General features: G+C 59.4%; 16 protein-coding genes. 8 read left to right on the plus strand and 8 right to left on the minus strand.

What is annotated here, in order from left to right; all coding sequences use genetic code 11:
* Positions 1 to 132 precede the first annotated feature (132 nt).
* From J8G15_RS19600 to J8G15_RS19615, 4 genes are read right to left on the minus strand one after another with little or no spacing between them, the layout of a single operon-like run.
* A complete protein-coding gene (locus J8G15_RS19600) occupies positions 133 to 1,392 on the minus strand; it encodes an ArgE/DapE family deacylase (protein ID WP_210544447.1) in 1,260 nt (419 codons plus the stop codon).
* A complete protein-coding gene (uraD, locus tag J8G15_RS19605) occupies positions 1,389 to 3,164 on the minus strand; it encodes a 2-oxo-4-hydroxy-4-carboxy-5-ureidoimidazoline decarboxylase (protein ID WP_210544449.1) in 1,776 nt (591 codons plus the stop codon). Before uraD ends, J8G15_RS19600 begins: the two co-directional genes overlap by 4 nt.
* Positions 3,161 to 4,111, minus strand: coding sequence for an allantoinase PuuE (puuE, locus tag J8G15_RS19610; RefSeq protein ID WP_210544451.1), 951 nt, complete (start codon positions 4,109 to 4,111; stop codon positions 3,161 to 3,163). Before puuE ends, uraD begins: the two co-directional genes overlap by 4 nt.
* Before the next feature lie 5 nt (positions 4,112 to 4,116).
* Positions 4,117 to 4,878 (minus strand): GntR family transcriptional regulator, encoded by a 762-nt coding sequence (locus J8G15_RS19615; RefSeq protein WP_210544452.1) that lies wholly within the window; start codon positions 4,876 to 4,878, stop codon positions 4,117 to 4,119.
* A 154-nt stretch (positions 4,879 to 5,032) separates the two neighbouring features.
* Here J8G15_RS19615 and uraH point away from each other — a divergent pair, with 154 nt between their 5' ends.
* Both uraH and J8G15_RS19625 read left to right on the plus strand, forming a co-directional pair.
* Positions 5,033 to 5,389, plus strand: a complete 357-nt coding sequence (uraH, locus tag J8G15_RS19620; protein WP_210547672.1) for a hydroxyisourate hydrolase — start codon at positions 5,033 to 5,035, stop codon at positions 5,387 to 5,389.
* A 376-nt stretch (positions 5,390 to 5,765) separates the two neighbouring features.
* Positions 5,766 to 6,521, plus strand: coding sequence for a TerC family protein (locus J8G15_RS19625; protein ID WP_210544454.1), 756 nt, complete (start codon positions 5,766 to 5,768; stop codon positions 6,519 to 6,521).
* A 120-nt stretch (positions 6,522 to 6,641) separates the two neighbouring features.
* On the opposite strand, the gene J8G15_RS19630 is transcribed toward J8G15_RS19625, so the two are convergent.
* A complete protein-coding gene (locus J8G15_RS19630) occupies positions 6,642 to 8,111 on the minus strand; it encodes an NAD-dependent succinate-semialdehyde dehydrogenase (protein ID WP_210544456.1) in 1,470 nt (489 codons plus the stop codon).
* A gap of 414 nt (positions 8,112 to 8,525) precedes the next feature.
* Between J8G15_RS19630 and J8G15_RS19635 the strand changes: the two genes are divergently transcribed.
* Together J8G15_RS19635 and J8G15_RS19640 are read left to right on the plus strand one after the other, a co-directional pair.
* Complete coding sequence (locus J8G15_RS19635) at positions 8,526 to 9,002, plus strand: CopD family protein (protein ID WP_210544457.1); 477 nt, start codon at positions 8,526 to 8,528, stop codon at positions 9,000 to 9,002.
* Between the two features lie 10 nt (positions 9,003 to 9,012).
* A complete protein-coding gene (locus J8G15_RS19640; RefSeq protein ID WP_210544459.1) occupies positions 9,013 to 10,251 on the plus strand; it encodes a multidrug effflux MFS transporter in 1,239 nt (412 codons plus the stop codon).
* A gap of 12 nt (positions 10,252 to 10,263) precedes the next feature.
* On the opposite strand, the gene J8G15_RS19645 is transcribed toward J8G15_RS19640, so the two are convergent.
* Genes J8G15_RS19645 through J8G15_RS19655 form a run of 3 tightly spaced genes read right to left on the minus strand, consistent with a single transcriptional unit; the run spans position 10,264 to position 12,736 of the window.
* A complete protein-coding gene (locus J8G15_RS19645; protein ID WP_210544460.1) occupies positions 10,264 to 10,941 on the minus strand; it encodes a hypothetical protein in 678 nt (225 codons plus the stop codon).
* Positions 10,938 to 11,930, minus strand: a complete 993-nt coding sequence (locus tag J8G15_RS19650) for a mammalian cell entry protein (protein ID WP_210544462.1) — start codon at positions 11,928 to 11,930, stop codon at positions 10,938 to 10,940. Before J8G15_RS19650 ends, J8G15_RS19645 begins: the two co-directional genes overlap by 4 nt.
* A 14-nt stretch (positions 11,931 to 11,944) precedes the next feature.
* On the minus strand, positions 11,945 to 12,736 hold the full coding sequence (locus J8G15_RS19655) for an ABC transporter permease (protein ID WP_240538379.1): 792 nt from the start codon (positions 12,734 to 12,736) through the stop codon (positions 11,945 to 11,947).
* A gap of 109 nt (positions 12,737 to 12,845) precedes the next feature.
* Here J8G15_RS19655 and imuA point away from each other — a divergent pair, with 109 nt between their 5' ends.
* The 4 genes from imuA to J8G15_RS19675 all read left to right on the plus strand — a co-directional run bounded on the left by imuA (position 12,846) and on the right by J8G15_RS19675 (position 17,097).
* Complete coding sequence (gene imuA, locus J8G15_RS19660) at positions 12,846 to 13,592, plus strand: translesion DNA synthesis-associated protein ImuA (RefSeq protein ID WP_210544464.1); 747 nt, start codon at positions 12,846 to 12,848, stop codon at positions 13,590 to 13,592.
* Positions 13,561 to 14,919, plus strand: a complete 1,359-nt coding sequence (locus J8G15_RS19665; protein ID WP_210544465.1) for a DNA polymerase Y family protein — start codon at positions 13,561 to 13,563, stop codon at positions 14,917 to 14,919. Before imuA ends, J8G15_RS19665 begins: the two co-directional genes overlap by 32 nt.
* A 698-nt stretch (positions 14,920 to 15,617) precedes the next feature.
* Positions 15,618 to 16,610, plus strand: a complete 993-nt coding sequence (locus J8G15_RS19670) for a histone deacetylase (protein WP_210547674.1) — start codon at positions 15,618 to 15,620, stop codon at positions 16,608 to 16,610.
* Positions 16,597 to 17,097, plus strand: coding sequence for a CIA30 family protein (locus J8G15_RS19675; protein ID WP_210544467.1), 501 nt, complete (start codon positions 16,597 to 16,599; stop codon positions 17,095 to 17,097). The genes J8G15_RS19670 and J8G15_RS19675 overlap by 14 nt, the downstream gene beginning before the upstream one ends.
* The last annotated feature ends 63 nt before the right edge of the window (positions 17,098 to 17,160 follow it).

A 17,160-nucleotide genomic window follows, 5' to 3' on the forward strand; every position in this document is an offset into this window, starting at 1 on the left:
TAAAGCGTACCAGTACGCTTGAAAGTCACCGGGTGTTGATCAATGATGCCGTGGGGAAGACGCTAGAGCGTGGATTGGCTCGCTGGCGTACCTTACGCTCTTGCATCATCTCACCTGCAGAATCAATTGTATTTACGACGTGGTCAAGTCCAGAAGGGTTCGGGCAATCACCTTGGTCGCGCGGCGAAGGTCCTCCAGGTCCAGACGTTCGTCAGCACGTTTTGCATGTGACTCCAGGACTGTTCGCGGGCCTGCGCCATAGATGACGCCGGGTATGCCGCGCTCAACATAGAGACGGACGTCCGTATAAAGAGGCGTCCCCAAGTCAGGGATTGCTTCTCCAAATACCGCTTCACCGTGCTTTTGAATGGCTGCCACCAACGGTTGGTTGCCCGCCAGCGGTTTCATGGCACGCGACAGCAACAAACGACGAACATTCACGCTGATTTCACGACCACCCCTCGGGGGCTTGAAGCTGGCAGCGGCCTGTTCAATGGTTTGACGCAACGATGCTTCAACCGCTGCTGGGTCTTCCTCGGGGATCATGCGGCGATCGACCTTGAACGTCACCGATCCGGGGATGACGTTGGTGTTTGTTCCACCCACGATTTGCCCCACGTTGAGGTAGGGGTGGGTGATGCCCGTGACCTCAGAGCTGACCTTCAAGTAATCTGCGTTGAGCGCGTAAAGCGCATTCAGAATATGTACGGCGGCTTGCAATGCATCCGTGCCACTATCAGGAATGGCCGCGTGCGCCATGTCACCATGCACGGTGACTTCCAACTGCAGGCAACCGTTGTGCGCCACGATAACTTGGTAGCTGAAACCCGCAGCGATCATCAAGTCGGGTTTCGTCAAGCCCTTGTTGAGCAGCCAGTCGGGACCAACAACGCCTCCGTATTCTTCATCGTAGGTGAAGTGCAGCTCCACACTGCCGGAGAGTTTCGCCCCCAGGGACTCGAGGGCTCGCACGGCAAAGGCGAAGGTTGCCATGTCACACTTGCTCACCGCTGTCGCTCGGCCGTACATTTTGCCGTCGACAATTTCGCCGCCGTAAGGATCATGCGTCCAGCCTTCGCCCGGTGGAACCACGTCGCCGTGCGCATTCAGTGCAATGGTCTTTCCTTCGCCATATTTCCTGCGCACGATCAGGTTGGTGATGGTTTCCAGGCCAGCTGCGATGACCTCCTCCTGAGGTACCGCGTGTTTTTCCGCCTTCAACCCCATGTCGGCCAGCAACTCTGCTGTGCGCTCGGCGTGAGGGGCGTTGTTGCCCGGTGGGGTGTCGGTTGGGACCCGCACCAGTTCCTGAAGGAATTTCACTTGTTCATCAAAGTGGGCATCCACCCAAGAGTCGATAGCGATGTAATTTGAGTTCAAGTTTGAGGTCATGACAGCTCCGTTGCAAGTTGATCCAGCAGGTTAAGGAATGTGCGAACGCATAAATCGGTATCGTTGTTGGTGATGGATTCGAGTGGGTTGTGGCTGATGCCAGCGTTCAGTCCCCGCATGAAAAGCATCGCCTGGGGCATGATTTCATGCATCTTCATGGCATCGTGGCCGGCCCCGCTGGGCATCTTGAAGACGGGTAGGCCCAAGGCCTGCACCGCAGTCTCCCAGCGTGATTGCCAATCCGGCGCACTGGGTGCCGCCGCTGCGCGCATGGTCTCCTCCAGCTCATAGGACAGGCCGCGCCGCTCGCAAATGCGCGCCAACTCGCCCTGAATGTCAGTGGCGCACGCATCCCGCACGTCATTGGTCGTGGCCCGGATGTCCAGGCTGAAATGGCAGCGACCCGGGATGACATTGGTTGAGCCGTTGGGCACTTCGAGCATGCCGACGGTAGCGACGAGATCTGGAACGGCTCCCCCACGTTTCTCGACATACAACGTCAGCTCTGCCGCCGCTGCCGCCGCATCGCGACGGCGATCCATGGGGGTGGTGCCAGCGTGGCTGGCGACACCCCTAATTGAGCCGGCGAATCGAACGCTTCCGTTGATGGACGTCACCACGCCCAGTGGCAGATCCAGCTCGTTGAGAACCGGGCCCTGTTCGATATGGACTTCGACAAATCCCAGGTACTTGCTGGTGTCGCGTTTCAGTTTGGCAATGTCATCAGGACACAGGCCGGCGTGCAGCATGGCCTCGCGCATCGAGATGCCGCTAACGTCTTTCTGATCCAGCCAGGCGGTGTTGAAGGTACCGGTCAAGGCACCGGAGCCCAGGAAGACTGCCTTGTAGCGCTGTCCTTCTTCTTCGGAAAATCCGACGACCTCAAATCCATAGGGGAGTCGACGCCCTTGGCGGTGCAATTCGCGCACACAGGCCATGGGGACAAAAATGCCCAATCGGCCGTCGTACTTGCCGCCGTTTCGCACCGTGTCGTAGTGCGATCCGGTCAGCAATCGTTTGGCACCGGGATCGGTGCCGTGATAAACACCCACCACGTTGCCTACCGCATCGATCTCCGCAGAGTCAAAGCCACAGTCCGTCAGCATCCAGTGCGCCAAACGTTGTGCGCAAGCCCGGTGCGCGTCAGTCAGGTAGGTCACGGTCAACTCGCCCCGCTCTGCAAAACCGGTATCGCTGAGGCTGGACAACCGCTCGGCCCAGTCCCACACGTCGTTGCCCAGTGCTGGAACGTGATTGAACTTGTCGCCGAGCCGGATTTCAGCGATCCGGTGGATATTGCGCAGGCACTCCGCGAGTTCAAAATCAGGGTGATTCCCCAGTCGTCTTTCGAACGTGGCGATGATCTCGGCTTTGCTGAGGCCGGTGCCGCGCGTGCCGCGCACGGCCAAAATGAAGGGGAAGCAAAACTTGGTGTTGTAGTCGGCGTTCAGACGCTGGATACGTGCAAACTCTTCAGGTGTGCAGTCAGTCAGGCCCGCCTTGCCTTGCTCATTGGTTGATTCTGCTGTCAGGGTCCTGGACACCATGGCTTTGCCGGCCAATTCCGGGTGGGCGCGGATCAGACCAAGCTGTGCTTCGCGGCCAGCGTCTCGTACCACCTCAACAAGTGCAAGTTTGAGTTGCGCCAGACTGAGAAAAGGCTTTTTCGCGAACGCTTGTTCGGCGATCCAGGGGGAGTGTTCGTAGGTGCCATCCAGCAGATTGACAAATTGGCTCGCCTCTGCGGCGTTGAGTTCGATCAAGGTGGTCATTCGGGATCCCATGCAAATGCGTTGTCGGAGTGATAGGGGTGTTCTGCTTTCCAATGGCGTGCAATGTCGATGCGCCGAGTCACCCAAACCCGGTCGTGCTGTGCAATGTGATCCAGGAATCGTTGGAGACCTCGCAAACGTCCAGGTCGACCCAGTAAGCGGCAGTGCATGCCGATACTCATCATCGAGGGGTGGTCTTCCCCCTGCGCGTACTGCACGTCAAACGCATCGCGCAGGTATTCAAAAAATTCGCCGCCATGGGAAAACCCTTGGGGCAGGGCAAAGCGCATGTCGTTGCAATCGAGTGTGTACGGCACCACCAGATGAGGAGCGGCGACACCATCCGATTTCTGCACCGTCATCCAGAAGGGTAAATCGTCACCGTAGTAGTCGCTGTCGTACTCGAAGCCGCCAAAGTCAGCCACCAGACGGCGGGTGTTGATGCTGTCCCGTCCGGTGTACCAGCCCTGTGCCCGCTTGCCGGTCAGGCGTTGAATGGCTTCCATGCCCTGTGCCATGTGGGCGCGCTCGGTTGCCTCGTCAACGCACTGGTAGTTGATCCATCGATGCCCATGGCAGACAATTTCGTGGCCCAGTTCAACGAACGCAGCGGTCACTTCCGGGTTGCGCTCCAGCGCCATGCCAACACCGAATACGGTCAAAGGCAGTTGGCGTTTTTCGAACTCGCGGAGCAGGTTCCAAACGCCAACTCGGGAACCGTATTCATAGATGCTCTCCATGCTGAGATGACGTGCAGGGAATGCGGGTGGACTGAACATCTCAGACAGGAATTGCTCGCTGCCTGGATCGCCATGGAGGACGGCGTTTTCCCCGCCCTCCTCAAAATTGAGGACGAACTGCACAGCCACTCGGGCGCGACCTGGCCAGTTGGCGGGGGGCGGATTCCGGCCGTAGCCCTTCAGGTCGCGGGGATAGACAGATTTCATGATATTTACACTCGCAGAACTTGTGAAAGGTCGGGGGCAAAGGGGTCGAGCCTCAAGGTCGTCTCAAGGTGATCGAGGTGCTCAATCGTGAGGCGAACGGCCGTCTTGACGTCCCGTGCTTCAAACGCATTCACGATTGCCACATGTTCTTCTTGTGATTCGATGGCCGATAGCGTGGACTGGTACATCAGGGCGATCAACGATGAACGAGTCAACAACTCCGACAACATCTTGGTCAGCACGGTGTTGCCCAGCATCATGGACAGCACCACATGAAAATCGGCCAGGAGTTGAGTGCGCCCCGTCACATTGGGGTTGAACAAGGCCTCTTTTTCAGCGCGAAGGTGGGCGCGAAGTTCGGCAATCTGAGCGTCGGTAACCATTGGGCAAAGTTTGCGGGTCATGTCAGCCTCGAGTACACGCCGCACTTCAAACACTTCACGGGCCTCGTCAACCGAGGGCATGGAAACAAAAGCGCCGCGGGACGGCTCAAGTACGACCAACTGATCGCGGCTGAGTTGATTGAGCGCTTGTCGAACCAAGGTACGCGACACCTTGAAGAGATCCGCAATTTTTTGCTCAGACAGTTTGGTGCCCGGACGCAGCTTCCGCTCGGCAATGGCTGTTGTGATGGACGCAACGATGCGTTGCGTGCTACTCACAGAGGCCGGAGCTCGCAGACTGGCCTCTTTGGCATTGGGTCGACGAGTCGGCCCACTGGGCTTTGCTGTATCGACCGCCTTCAATTTCGCAATGTTGGATGCCATGCTGACTTCAGATAAAAATTTTTCGATTTGTGAACATTATTGTTCACACTTTGAAGGGTGTGTGCAGAAAAGCGTACACCCCGAGTGGCAGAGTGTTCACGGTCATCCTGAGTGCACTCTTCTAAATTTCAAACATCTCACAGGAGAATTTTCAATGGGACATTTAAGTACACACGTTCTCGACACCATGAACGGTTACCCCGCTGCCGGTATGGCCGTCAAGCTTCAGCGCAGAAATGGCACTGACTTCGAAACGATTGCTGATTTCGTGCTGAATGCCGATGGCCGCAACGAAGGAGGAGCGTTGCTGGACGCGTCATCTATGGCGGCGGGGTGCTATCGACTGGTGTTTTCAGTAGCCCCCTACTTCAAGGCGCGAGGTATTGAGTTGCCCGACCCACCCTTCATTGACGATGTGTTACTGGATTTTGGGATCGCCAATCCCGCCGATCGCTATCACGTTCCTCTTCTTGTGAGTCCCTGGGCCTATTCCACGTACCGCGGCTCCTGACAGTGTCAAGAATTTAATTTTTTAACATCCAAGGGTATTTAATTGAATAAAGTGTATACAGTTTTTATATCGTCGCGGAGCACGATTGTGCGGGTCCTAGCAAGCCATCTGCAATCGCTTGAGACATTCACGCATTACAGAGCGTGGACTTCACCCACTGCCGTAGACAGAAGTCAAAGTCTGAGGGCTTTTCACCATTGGTGCCCTGTTCGCGGGTATTCGTGACCGACTGCAACTGACTCAAAACCCGCCAAGTGGAGTGTTTAATGGCGTTCCGCATTAAGCCTTTGAGAAGTTGGGGGTACTGGCGTGGAAGCTTGTGATTGTCGAGATGGGGTCATTAGACTTCGCGACCTTGAATCTATTAGAGTGAGTTATGGAATTTCTGTCTGACCCCAATATCTGGATCGCCTTCTTCATGTTGGCGGCGCTGGAGATCGTGCTTGGCATCGACAACATCATTTTCATCAGCATTTTGGTGAGTCGACTGCCGGCTGAGAACCGGGACTTGGCACGGCGCTTGGGGCTGGGCTTCGCGATGGTGTCGCGAATTGCCTTGCTGTTCAGCCTGAGCTGGGTGATGACGCTTACCGACTCCTTGTTCACCGTGTTCTCGCAAGAAATCAGCGGACGCGATCTGATACTGCTGGGCGGGGGTTTGTTTTTGCTCTACAAAGCATCAAACGAGATTTTTCTGGAAGTCGAAGCGCATCAGACCCATGAAGCCAGCCCGAAAGCGCATGCCGCCAAGTCCGCCAAGACCTTGTTCTGGGGGACGATTGTCCAGATCGGCATTGTTGATATTGTGTTTTCGCTGGACTCGGTGATTACGGCCGTGGGCATGGTGGACAACATCAGCGTGATGGTCGCGGCCGTGGTGGCCTCTGTGGCGGTGATGATGTTTGCCGCCAAACCGATTGGTGACTTTGTGGACGCGCACCCTTCCATCAAAGTGCTGGCGCTGGCGTTTTTGACCATGGTAGGAACCTTGCTGGTGGCGGAAGCCTTTGATGTGCATGTGCCCAAGGGCTACGTCTATGTCGCCATGCTGTTCTCTCTCTCCGTAGAAGCCTTGAACATTCGTGCACGCTCCAAGCGGCAGGCGCTTAAAGTCGAGTCTTCCGGCAGCTAAACCCGGAACCCGGTATTGCGGGTTGAAATGAAAAAGCCCACCGGCCGAAATGGCCGGTGGGCTTTTTGTTGACTGATCCGGCTCAGACCGTCAGCAGGCACAGGCGCCTTGCTGAGGTACTTACTTCTGAATATCCCCAATACAAAGGTACTTGATCTCCACATAGTCATCCATGCCGTGGTGCGAGCCCTCACGCCCCAGACCGGACTGCTTGACCCCGCCAAACGGCACATGCTCGGTGGCCAGAATGCCCACGTTGATACCCACCATGCCGTACTCCAGTGCCTCACCCACCCTGTAAATACGGCCAATGTCACGGCTGTAGAAATAGCTGGCCAGCCCAAACTCGGTGTTGTTGGCCGCAGCCACCACCTCATCTTCAGTCTTGAACTTGAACACGGGCGCAAATGGACCAAAGGTCTCTTCAGTCGCACACAGCATGTCAGCCGTGGCATCAGCCACCAGGGTGGGCTCAAAGAACTGCCCCGCCAGGCGTTTGCCGCCCACCAGCACCCGCGCCCCTTTGGCCACCGCATCGTCCACATGGCGCTGCACCTTGGCCAGTGCGGCCTCTTCAATCAACGGCCCCTGGTTCACGCCCTCGTCAAAGCCATTGCCCACCTTCGCTGTTTTGACCTTGGCCGCAAACTTCTGCACAAACTCTTCGTACACCCCTTCCTGCACGTAGAAACGGTTGGAACACACACAGGTCTGACCCGCATTGCGGTACTTGCTGGCAAAGGCGCCTTCCACCGCGCTGTCAATGTCCGCATCATCAAACACGATGAACGGCGCATTGCCCCCCAGCTCCAAAGACATCTTCTTGATCGTCGGGGCCGACTGCGCCATCAGAATCCGACCCACCTCGGTGGAGCCCGTAAAACTGATGTGGCGCACCACATCACTGGCGCAAATCACCTTGCCCACGGCAATCGACTGATCCGCATCCGCTGTGATCATGTTCAGAACGCCAGCGGGAATCCCCGCCCGAAGCGCCAGCTCAGCTGCCGCCAAAGCTGTCAAAGGCGTCAACTCCGCTGGTTTGATCACCACCGTGCAACCGGCGGCAAGCGCAGGGGCCACCTTGCGGGTGATCATGGCAATGGGAAAGTTCCACGGCGTGATCGCCGCGCACACCCCAATGGGCTGCTTGATCACCATCAGGCGGCGGTTGTTGTCAAACTGGGGCAATGTCTCCCCATTGACCCGCTTGGCCTCTTCGGCAAACCACTCCACAAAGCTGGCGCCATAAGCCACTTCACCCTTGGCCTCAGGAAAAGGCTTGCCTTGCTCGGCCGTCATGATGCGGGCCAAGTCATCTTGATTGGCCATCAACAACTCAAACCACTTGCGCAGAATCAGACTGCGCTCCTTGGCCGTCTTGCTGCGCCAGGCCGGCCAGGCCGCATTGGCGGCAGCAATCGCCGCTTCAGCCTCGACTGGGCCCAGATTGGCCACATCGGCGAGTTTCTGACCGGTGGCGGGGTCGGTGACGTCAAAACGGGTGCTGCCAGCGAACCATTGGCCGTTGATCAGGGCGTCGGTTTTGAGCAGGCTGGGGTCTTTGAGTTGGGACAGGGGGGTGGACATGGTCTCGGTTTCTTTTTTAGGGGACTGTAAAAGGGAATCAAGGGACTGAAATTCGTGCACTGAGGTGTCGATGGCCCGGCGCCACAACCGCGCCAGAGCGCTTGGGCGCTGGAGCAAACGTTGGCATCAGAGGCCGCAACACAAGTGCTGGCAAGGATACCAAAGGTGTTTGGTTTGACAAGCGCGTGTGGCAATTGCCTTGTTAAAAACAGAGGCTCATGGTTCTCGTCAATGCCGTTGCGCCAGCGTGCGGGCTCGCGCCTCGGCTCCACGGAGGTGATAGGTCGCGGCCGTGACACTTCGCTTTCGCCGACCGGCGCCCCGGAGCAAAGGCCCGCAGGTGACCCTCAATGCTGGGGGCGTTTGCATCTTCAGGCACACTCTTCAGCTTCAAAAACACTCTCAGGCCCGCCCATGTTTTACGCAGCTCTAAAAACCATTCACCTGTTGTCCATCATTGTGTGGGTTGGCGGCATGGTGTTTGCCCAGTTCTTTTTGCGCCCGTCTGTGGCCCCACTGGCGCCACCCCAGCGTCTGCGTTTGATGCATGAGGTGTTGGGTCGTTTTTTCAACGCCGTGCTGGCGGCCGCGGGGCTGACGCTGGTCACAGGCATCTGGATGATTGGTCGCGTGGCCAAACAAACCGTACAGGCTGGCGGCAACTTCACCATGCCGATCGAGTGGACGATCATGGCTGCGCTGGGCATTGTGATGGTGGGCATTTTTGGCCACATCCGCTTTGCGCTTTACAAGCGCCTGTCACGTGCGTTGGCCAATGCCGATTGGGCTGCTGGCGGTGCTGCCATGGCCAGTATCCGCGTGTGGGTGGCTGTGAACCTGAGCATTGGCGTGGCCATCGTCGTGGTTGTCACAGTGGGTCTCGCCAGCTAGGTCCCATTTCATGAACCCCGACGCACAACAACTCTGGCGCGGGCCACGCTGGGCGCTCGCTGTGCTGCTGGCCTTGCTGGGCATGTTGGGCCCGTTCTCCATCGACACCTATATTCCGGCGTTTTCCGGCATTGCCACCTCGTTGGGGGCCACGCCGTTGGAGATGCAGCAAACGCTCTCGGCTTACCTGTTTGGTTTCGCCTTCATGAGTCTGTTTCATGGCGCGATATCGGACAGCGTGGGGCGCCGCCCCGTGGTGCTCTGGGGCATGGCGGCCTTTACGCTGGCGTCGGTGGGTTGTGCTTTGTCTCAAAGCATTGGGCAGCTGATTTTCTTTCGGGCCATGCAGGGCCTGACCACCGGCGCTGGCATTGTGGTGGCGCGCGCGGTGGTGCGTGACATGTTTCCGCCCAGCCAGGCACAGCGGGTGATGAGCCAGATCACCATCTACTTTGGCGTGGCCCCGGCCATTGCGCCCATCATTGGCGGCTGGCTGTTTGTGCACCTGGACTGGCACAGCATTTTCTGGTTTCTGGCCGCCGTTGGTGTGGCCCTGTGGATTGCCAATTACAAGCTGCTGCCTGAAACATTGCACCTGGAGCACCGCCAGCCGCTGAAGGTGAGCAACCTCATGCAGGGCTACTGGCAGCTGGTGTCTGACCCGCGTTTTCTATTGCTGGCGCTGGCCAGTGGTGTGCCGTTCAACGGCATGTTCTTGTACGTGCTGTCCGCCCCCGTGTTTTTGGGCGAACACCTGTCACTGGCCCCCACGCAGTTCTTCTGGTTCTTTATATTGACCATCAGCGGCATCATGGGTGGCGCCTTTGTCAGCGGGCGCATGGCGGGCAAGCTGGCGCCCAAGCAGCAGATCAAATACGGTTTTCTCATCATGCTGGTGATTGCGGTGATCAATCTGGTGGCCAACCTGCTGTTCAAGGCGCACGCGTCCTGGGCCTTGTTTCCGATTTCCATTTTTGCCTTTGGCTGGGCGTTGATGGTGCCGGTGATCACCTTGCTGGTGTTGGACCTTTACCCCGCGCGGCGCGGCATGGCCTCGTCCTTGCAAGCGTTTATCGGGGCGTCAGCCAACGGGGTGGTGGCGGGGGTTCTGTCGCCCTTGATCATGCATTCCACCGTGCTGCTGGCCACGGCCTCGCTGGGCATGATGCTGGTTGGCTTGGTGGCTTGGTTGTACATGCACCGGCGCTGGCCTGACATTGGCCGCCTGGTGGACGAGCAACCGGACTAAATCACGGCCTGTTTACCGGGGCGGCTGTAGTCCCACCAGGTCCATGCGGCGCTGCGCCAGGTCGGCAACGTCAGTCTGGCCGGCCTCCACAGCCAACTGGCGTTGCACACCCAGCCAAGCCAGCAGTGGCCGGCGCCAGCCCTGTTGAGAGACGGTCTCCACCGCCAAGGTCACGTCGGCCGGCGTCAATCGCTTCACTTTCAGCAACACACCCGCAGCCACCAGGCGCGCCAATGGGTCTTTGATCTCAGGCAAAACTGTGCCCGGGGCGCGGGTGAGTACCGCGCGGTGCTGCTCGGGCAACAGGGCGGCGTTCAAGCCTTGCCAACTGCCGGTGAGGTAGGCGGCGTAGGCCTGGGCCTCGGCCCCTGCATCTGGCGCCAGTGGCTGGTAGCTGGCGCAGTCGTCCAGCTCCAAGCTGGCCACGCGCACGGCGCAGCGGGTAAGTTCTGCCTTGGCCACCAGATCAGCCCGGCCGGTGCTGGCCAGTTCGGTGCGGGCCCGAGCCAACTCCAGGTCCGCCATGCGCTGCTGGCCGGTGAGGTAGGCGGAGGTGAATCCCTGGAGCGAGGACGAGGCGTTGTTTTGCCAGTCTGGCGGCGCGGGTTGGCTGGCGCAGGCGCTTATCAGCAGGGCTGCCGCCAGTGTGAGCAAGACATAACGGGGATTGAGAGAGGTCGTGGTGTTCATGGCAGTTTGATCTCCGCATCACGTGAGAAAGGCCATTTGCGGTTGATCTCTTCCACCAACTGGCTGACCTTGCGCAAACTCAATTCCACTTCGGCCCGCAAGGTGCCCAAATCGGCCGTGGCCGCCTTGGTGTTGGCGCCTACGGCCTGGGCCTCGGCCAACACCGCGTCCACCTTGCCCAACGTGGTGCGGGCGTCGGTTAACACGCCGTTGAGCTGAGCCACGGCGGCGCGTGTGTCGTCCATGGTGGCTTTGGCACCGTCCATCGTGGCTTGGGTGCTGTCCATGATGCCCTGGCGGCCAAACACGCGCTGGTCGGTTTTGGCCAGCAAGGTGTTGGTGTGGTCCAGCAGGGCGACGATTTTCTTGGCGTCTTCTTCGCTGCCCAACATGCCGGTCAGCACGCCGTAGCGGCCCGTCAGGCGCTCTGAGATGGTTTGCAAGTTACCCAGCGTGGTGTTGAGGCGGGAGTTGTCGCCGGTCATGGTGTCGATGTTTTCCAGAATGGCGCGGGCCGAGGCCACCAAGCGCGGAATCTCCGCATTGGTGTCGCCCTGCAGCACCGTGCGTTCGGCGCCATCGGGCAGCGGAGGGTCGGTCAGCATGCCGGTGTACGCGCGTATGCGTGTCTCCCCCACTAGGCCCCGCTCCATGGTGAAGATGCTGCTGGTGCGCAGCCAAGGGGCATCTTTTTGCGGCACATCCACAATGATGCGGGCTTTGCCTTCAGCATTGAGTTCAATGCGGCGCACCCGGCCAATGGGAAACCCAGAGAAGGTCAGGTCCATGCCGGCAATAACCCCTTCAGAGTCGTCGGCCAGCAGGATCAGCTCCTGCTGTTTTTCAAACACGCCGCGGGCGTACATCACGTACAGCAAAAAGCCCAGCACCAGCGCCGTGACCAGCATCAGCAGAAAAATCGCCTTGCGCTCCACATGCGCAATCGGGCTGGTTTCGTCAGGGGAGGGAGGGGGAGTGGGAGAAGTCACAGGGCAGTGTTCCTTTAGACGTATTTGATAGCGAGCGAGGCAGCTTCAATCAGCAGCAACACCATGAACAGACGCACCGCGCCGGGTTGCAGGGAAGAGTCGTGGGTGGGCTGGCGGGCCACCTCCAGGCTAGCGGCCATGGGTACCACGGCCACAGCCAAGCTGAAGAACAGGGTTTTCAGCACAAAGCCCAGGCTCACCTCCAGGTCAAACACCTGGCCCACGGTGCGGGTGTAGCCGGGCAGCCCCCAGGGCGACAAACCATACACCGTGAGGTAGGCCAGCACCAGCGCCACCACACTGCTGACCATGGCCAGCGTCACCACGGAGAAGGTGCTGGCCAGCACCTGGGGTACCAAATCGGCCCGCAGGCGCTCCAAACTCAGGTGGGGGGTGTTTGGGGTGCTGGACGACATCACTTGGCTGGCGTTGAAGGTCAGGCTGGCGCGCAGGGCCACAAACATGGCCGCCGACAGCGGAATCAGCTCCAGCACCAGCACCCGCACCACCATTTGCAGCGCGTATTGCGACAAGCCGTAACTCAAAGCGGTGGCCACCACCACGCGAATCAGCACCAGACTGAGCAGCGTGGACATCACCGTGAACCACGGTAGCACCTCCCAGGTGTTGCGGTAGATGTAGCGGGATGTGGCCGCGCGGTGGCGGCGGTTGTAAGTGGAGGGCGACAGCGCCATCACCAGCACCACGGCGCCAAAGTGAATCATGAACCACCAGCTGGTCAGCGTGCGCAGCACGGCACGCCCCCAAGGGTTGGCGACCGGATTCAGGCTGGGGTGGAGAGGCATCTGGGCATGATAGCGAGGCCCACGCATTTTGCGATTGACAACACGCAGAGCGGGTAAATCACTATACTGATGTTTTATACAGTTATTGTGAGCTTCACGGTTACCCAGCATGGCCTGCGCCTCTTCATCCCCTTTGTCAGAACGCTTTGGCGACGCCGTCTGGCGGGCTGACGCGCTGGGCCACAACGCATCGGCCACTGTGGCCACCGGCCATGCCGCCCTGGACGCCCAGTTGCCGGGCGGCGGCTGGCCGGTGGGCGCCTTGAGCGAAATTTTGCAAGCCCACACCGGCCAGCATGAGTGGCGCCTGCTGCTGCCGGCGCTCACACAAGGAGTTGGCCCGGTGGTGTTGGTCGGCGCGCCGCACCTGCCTTTTGGGCCGGGGCTGGCCGCGCAGGGGCTGGATGCCCGCCGCCTTTTGTGGGTGCGCAGCGACACCCCCGCTCAGCGCCTGTGGGCGAGTGAGCAAGCGCTGCGCTGCGCCGAGGTGCTGGCCGTGCTGGCTTGGCTGCCCCAGGTGCGCGCCGAGCAACTGCGCCGCCTGCAAATGGCCGCCCAAACCCACGGCAAACTTCTCTTCGTCATGCGCCCGGCCCCGGCACAGGCCGAGTCATCACCCGCCTTGCTGCGCCTGCTGGTCACCGGGCCACCGCGCGACGCGCCTGTGGACGCCCTGTCGGTGCAGATCATCAAGCGGCGCGGTCCGCCGCTGGCGCAAGCGCTGATTTTGTTGGCCCGCCACGCCCGCCTGGCCGCGTTGCTGGCCTTGTGTGAAAGCCCCGGCGCGGGCACCCATGCCAGCACCTCAAGCGCAGGAGGGCCCCATGCACTGGATCGCCTTGCAGCCGCTGCCTGATGCTTCAACGGCGCCCACTGGTTCCCCGACGGAGGTCCTGAGCGACCCGCTGGTGGCGTTGGGCTGGTGGGCGTTGCAGTACACGCCCAAGGTGGCGCAAGTTGAAGGCGCGCTGGTGCTGGAAGTGTCCGCCAGTGAACGCCTGTGGGGTGGCGCTGCCGCGCTGTGCCGCCACATTTATACGCAAAAAAAGCCCGTCGCCCAGGTGCAATATGCGCGGGGCGCTACTTCTTTAATAGCAATCGCGCGTCTGGGGTCTGCGGCCAAACCCCGTACCCCGCCTGACGATTTGCCCCTGCACACCCTGCTGGCCGCCGGGCCGCATCTGGGCACGCTGGAGAAAATTGGCTGCACGCAATGGGGCCAGCTGCGTGCCTTGCCGCGCGGCGGCGTGGTGCGGCGTTTTGGCGCGCCCTTGCTGGACGCCCTCGACCGCGCCTACGGCCTCAAGCCCGAGGTCTACCCCTGGCTGGTGCTGCCCGAGGTGTTTGAGGCCCAACTGGAGTTGTCCGCCCAAGTCGAAACCGCCCCCGCACTGCTCTTTGGCGCCAGCCGCCTGCTCAAACAGTTGCAACTCTGGCTGCAACTGCGTCACCGGGGCGTGCTCGCCCTGGCCCTGCAGTGGACCATGGACGCCCGGCGCAACACCGCCACCCAGGGTGAGTTGCTGCTGCGCACGGCAGAGCCCACCGGCGACATCGACCACCTGCAGCGCCTGCTGGCTGAAAACCTCGCCCGCGTCACGCTGCCCGGCCAAAGCGAAAGTCTGCTGCCTGACGAGCAAATCAAAGGCGACAGCCTGCACCAAATGCTGGAGCGCCTGAGCGCCCGCCTGGGCGCGCCCGATGTCTTGCAGTACCAAGCCCAGGCCGACCACCGCCCCGAACACATGCAGTGCTGGAGCCCCGCTTTGAATGCTATGCAATTAGTAGCTTCTTGCGTAGTTAATACGGGGGCTGGAAGCCTAAAAGGCATAAAAAACACCTCAAGCCCCCACAGCGCCACGCCTGGCGCCAGATCCAATCCCGCCCAACCCATGCCCAGCGAGGCTGCCCTGCACCCCACCTGGTTGCTGCCCACCCCCCTCAAATTGGCCCTGCGTGATCAGCAACCGCTCTACCACGGCCCCCTCACTCTGGTGGCCGGCCCGCACCGCGTTGAATCCGGCTGGTGGGTCCAAGGCGAATGCGCCTTGCGCGACTATTTTCTGGCCCGCAGCGAACACATGGGCCTGCTCTGGATTTACCGCGACCGCTTGATGGGGCAAGGTGAGGGTGCTGAAGCAGGAGTGGCAGCTGATTGGTATTTGCAGGGGGTGTTTGCTTGACGCGGGATCGGTTCTCGCCCGAATCCAGTATCAGATTGATGACCGTGATTTTCCAAATAGGCGAAATCAATAGTTTCGTCAGCGGGCGGTTTTGAAATATTTTGTCGAATGATGCCTAATTAGTTGAGATTCAACATTCACCGTCAGCCGCACCTATGCCTGCGCCATTCCCAGACCTGCGTAATACCCTCCTCTCATCCATTGCTGAACTGGATGAACGATCTCGCCTAGATCGTACAGAGCGCGTCATCTGGTTAAGCGATCAAGATTGTCTCCCCAGCGCAATAATGGGTCGCGTCGAGACCCTTCATTTACTTCAGGAAGTGCGCGCTGTCTTTGTCGATGGCCACGATGCAGCTACGTTGATCCTTGCCCTTGCTGTCATAGAGCAATCCCTTATTGAAGGGTTGCAATTACGGAAACTCGTCACGGGTAGTCAAATTGCTATTCAATTTATAGCTGCTTGCGCAGGTAGGACATTGGCTAGAGGCCAAAAGGACATATGCGGCTGAGAGGATTGAAAAATTCCACCAAGAACCTGCTCCAACGCCCTGCGTGAGAGCACCATTTTTCTCATTTCTCAACGCTTGGTACAAAGTCCATAGGACGCAAAGGGGTCTTCCAGATTCGCCGGTGGGACTACTAAAATCCGCAGCTTGACGACTATTTTCATCTCTAGCCCCTCGCCACAGACCGCAATGCAAGCCTTTTACGCCAATAATTTCGTATTGCCGTTGCCTGAAGGACACCGGTTCCCGATGGCCAAGTACGCCATGTTGCGTGAGCGCTTGCAGGCTGAGTTGCCTTCGATTCAATTCAATGAGGCCAAGTCAGCCAACGTCGAAGAACTGGCTTTGGTGCACACCCCCCGCTACATCGATGCGGTGTTGCAAGGCGGCTTGACGGCGGTGGAGCAGCGTGAAATTGGATTTCCTTGGAGTACCGTGATGGCGGAGCGGGCGCTGCGCTCGGTGGGCGCCACCTTGCAAGCCGCCCGGGCGGCACTGGGCGGGGGTGGTATCGCTGCCAATTTGGCGGGCGGTACTCACCACTCTTACCCAGACAAGGGCAGTGGGTTCTGCGTTTTCAACGACATTGCGGTGACCACCAAGCAGATGCAGGTCGAGTTTGCACGCCAAGCGCTTGCTCCTCAGGCGCGACCGTTGCAAGTGGCCGTGGTGGATTTGGATGTCCACCAAGGCGATGGCACTGCGTTCATTCTGGGTAGCGACCCGGATGTGTTCACCTTGTCTTTGCATGGCGCCAAAAACTTCCCCGTTCGCAAGCAAAAAAGTCACTGCGATATGGGCTTGCCCGATGGTTGTGAAGACGCTGAGTACCTGAGCACGCTCACCCAAGGGCTGGCGCAACTCGAAGAGAGTTTCACGCCAGAACTGATCATTTACCTAGCAGGCGCCGATCCGCACGAAGGCGATCGCTTGGGCCGCTTGGCACTCACCGATGCCGGCATGCAAGCGCGTGACGAGCAGGTGTTTGAGTGGGCCTGGCAACGCCGGGTGCCGTTGGTCATGGTGATGGGGGGTGGTTATGGGCACGATATTGAAACCACGATCAGAGTACAAATGACGACCTACCGAGTCGCCAATGCGTATTGGCACCGTTGGCACGACTTGCCACCGGCATCACCCCTGAGGCCTTCAAACCAGGAGGTGGCAAATGACACCCCCTGAACTGCGTTTCGATTCTGTCGATGCGCTAGCACCTTGGCAGCCCGTGAACGATGGAGTCATGGGCGGACGATCAAACAGTCGCTTGCGATTGAGCGATGAAGGACACGCTGTGTTTGAAGGCGTCGTGTCGTTGGAAAACGGCGGCGGCTTTGCGTCTATTCGGGCCACTACCTCGGCGCTGGCGGCATCGAACATCGTGGGCTACAGAGTCACTGTTCTGGGTGACGGCAAGCATTACAAGTTCAATTTGCGCACGGAAGCTTCTTTTGACGGGGTTAACTACCAAGCTGAGCTTTCCCCACCCCTAGCGCATTGGGCAACCATTGACCTGCTGCTGGTTGACTTTGTGCCCAGCTACCGAGGCCAGGCGGTGCTTGACGCACCTGCGCTCGATCCAGCCAAAGTGCGGCAAGTGGGGTGGATGATTGCGGCCTGCCAAGCGGGTTCATTTCAGCTGGGCATTCGGTCGGTACACGCCCTTTTTTAAGGGCCGACGACCGGGTCACGGGTTGCACGCCAATCCCCCCTCAAAAGCATCAATTTGACGCGC

Source organism: Rhodoferax sp. PAMC 29310 (genome assembly GCF_017948265.1).
Lineage (GTDB): Bacteria > Pseudomonadota > Gammaproteobacteria > Burkholderiales > Burkholderiaceae_C > Rhodoferax.

Bases quoted from the DNA above. Each gene is read 5' to 3' on its own strand.
- J8G15_RS19640 (WP_210544459.1), top strand. From the start codon at position 9,013: ATGAACCCCGACGCACAACAACTCTGGCGCGGGCCACGCTGGGCGCTC.
- J8G15_RS19645 (WP_210544460.1), bottom strand. From the start codon at position 10,941: ATGAACACCACGACCTCTCTCAATCCCCGTTATGTCTTGCTCACACTG.
- J8G15_RS19625 (WP_210544454.1), top strand. From the start codon at position 5,766: ATGGAATTTCTGTCTGACCCCAATATCTGGATCGCCTTCTTCATGTTG.
- uraH (WP_210547672.1), top strand. From the start codon at position 5,033: ATGGGACATTTAAGTACACACGTTCTCGACACCATGAACGGTTACCCC.
- J8G15_RS19630 (WP_210544456.1), bottom strand. From the start codon at position 8,111: ATGTCCACCCCCCTGTCCCAACTCAAAGACCCCAGCCTGCTCAAAACC.
- J8G15_RS19665 (WP_210544465.1), top strand. From the start codon at position 13,561: ATGCACTGGATCGCCTTGCAGCCGCTGCCTGATGCTTCAACGGCGCCC.
- uraD (WP_210544449.1), bottom strand. From the start codon at position 3,164: ATGACCACCTTGATCGAACTCAACGCCGCAGAGGCGAGCCAATTTGTC.
- J8G15_RS19600 (WP_210544447.1), bottom strand. From the start codon at position 1,392: ATGACCTCAAACTTGAACTCAAATTACATCGCTATCGACTCTTGGGTG.
- J8G15_RS19670 (WP_210547674.1), top strand. From the start codon at position 15,618: ATGCAAGCCTTTTACGCCAATAATTTCGTATTGCCGTTGCCTGAAGGA.
- J8G15_RS19655 (WP_240538379.1), bottom strand. From the start codon at position 12,736: ATGCCTCTCCACCCCAGCCTGAATCCGGTCGCCAACCCTTGGGGGCGT.
- J8G15_RS19615 (WP_210544452.1), bottom strand. From the start codon at position 4,878: ATGGCATCCAACATTGCGAAATTGAAGGCGGTCGATACAGCAAAGCCC.
- imuA (WP_210544464.1), top strand. From the start codon at position 12,846: ATGGCCTGCGCCTCTTCATCCCCTTTGTCAGAACGCTTTGGCGACGCC.
- J8G15_RS19635 (WP_210544457.1), top strand. From the start codon at position 8,526: ATGTTTTACGCAGCTCTAAAAACCATTCACCTGTTGTCCATCATTGTG.
- puuE (WP_210544451.1), bottom strand. From the start codon at position 4,111: ATGAAATCTGTCTATCCCCGCGACCTGAAGGGCTACGGCCGGAATCCG.
- J8G15_RS19675 (WP_210544467.1), top strand. From the start codon at position 16,597: ATGACACCCCCTGAACTGCGTTTCGATTCTGTCGATGCGCTAGCACCT.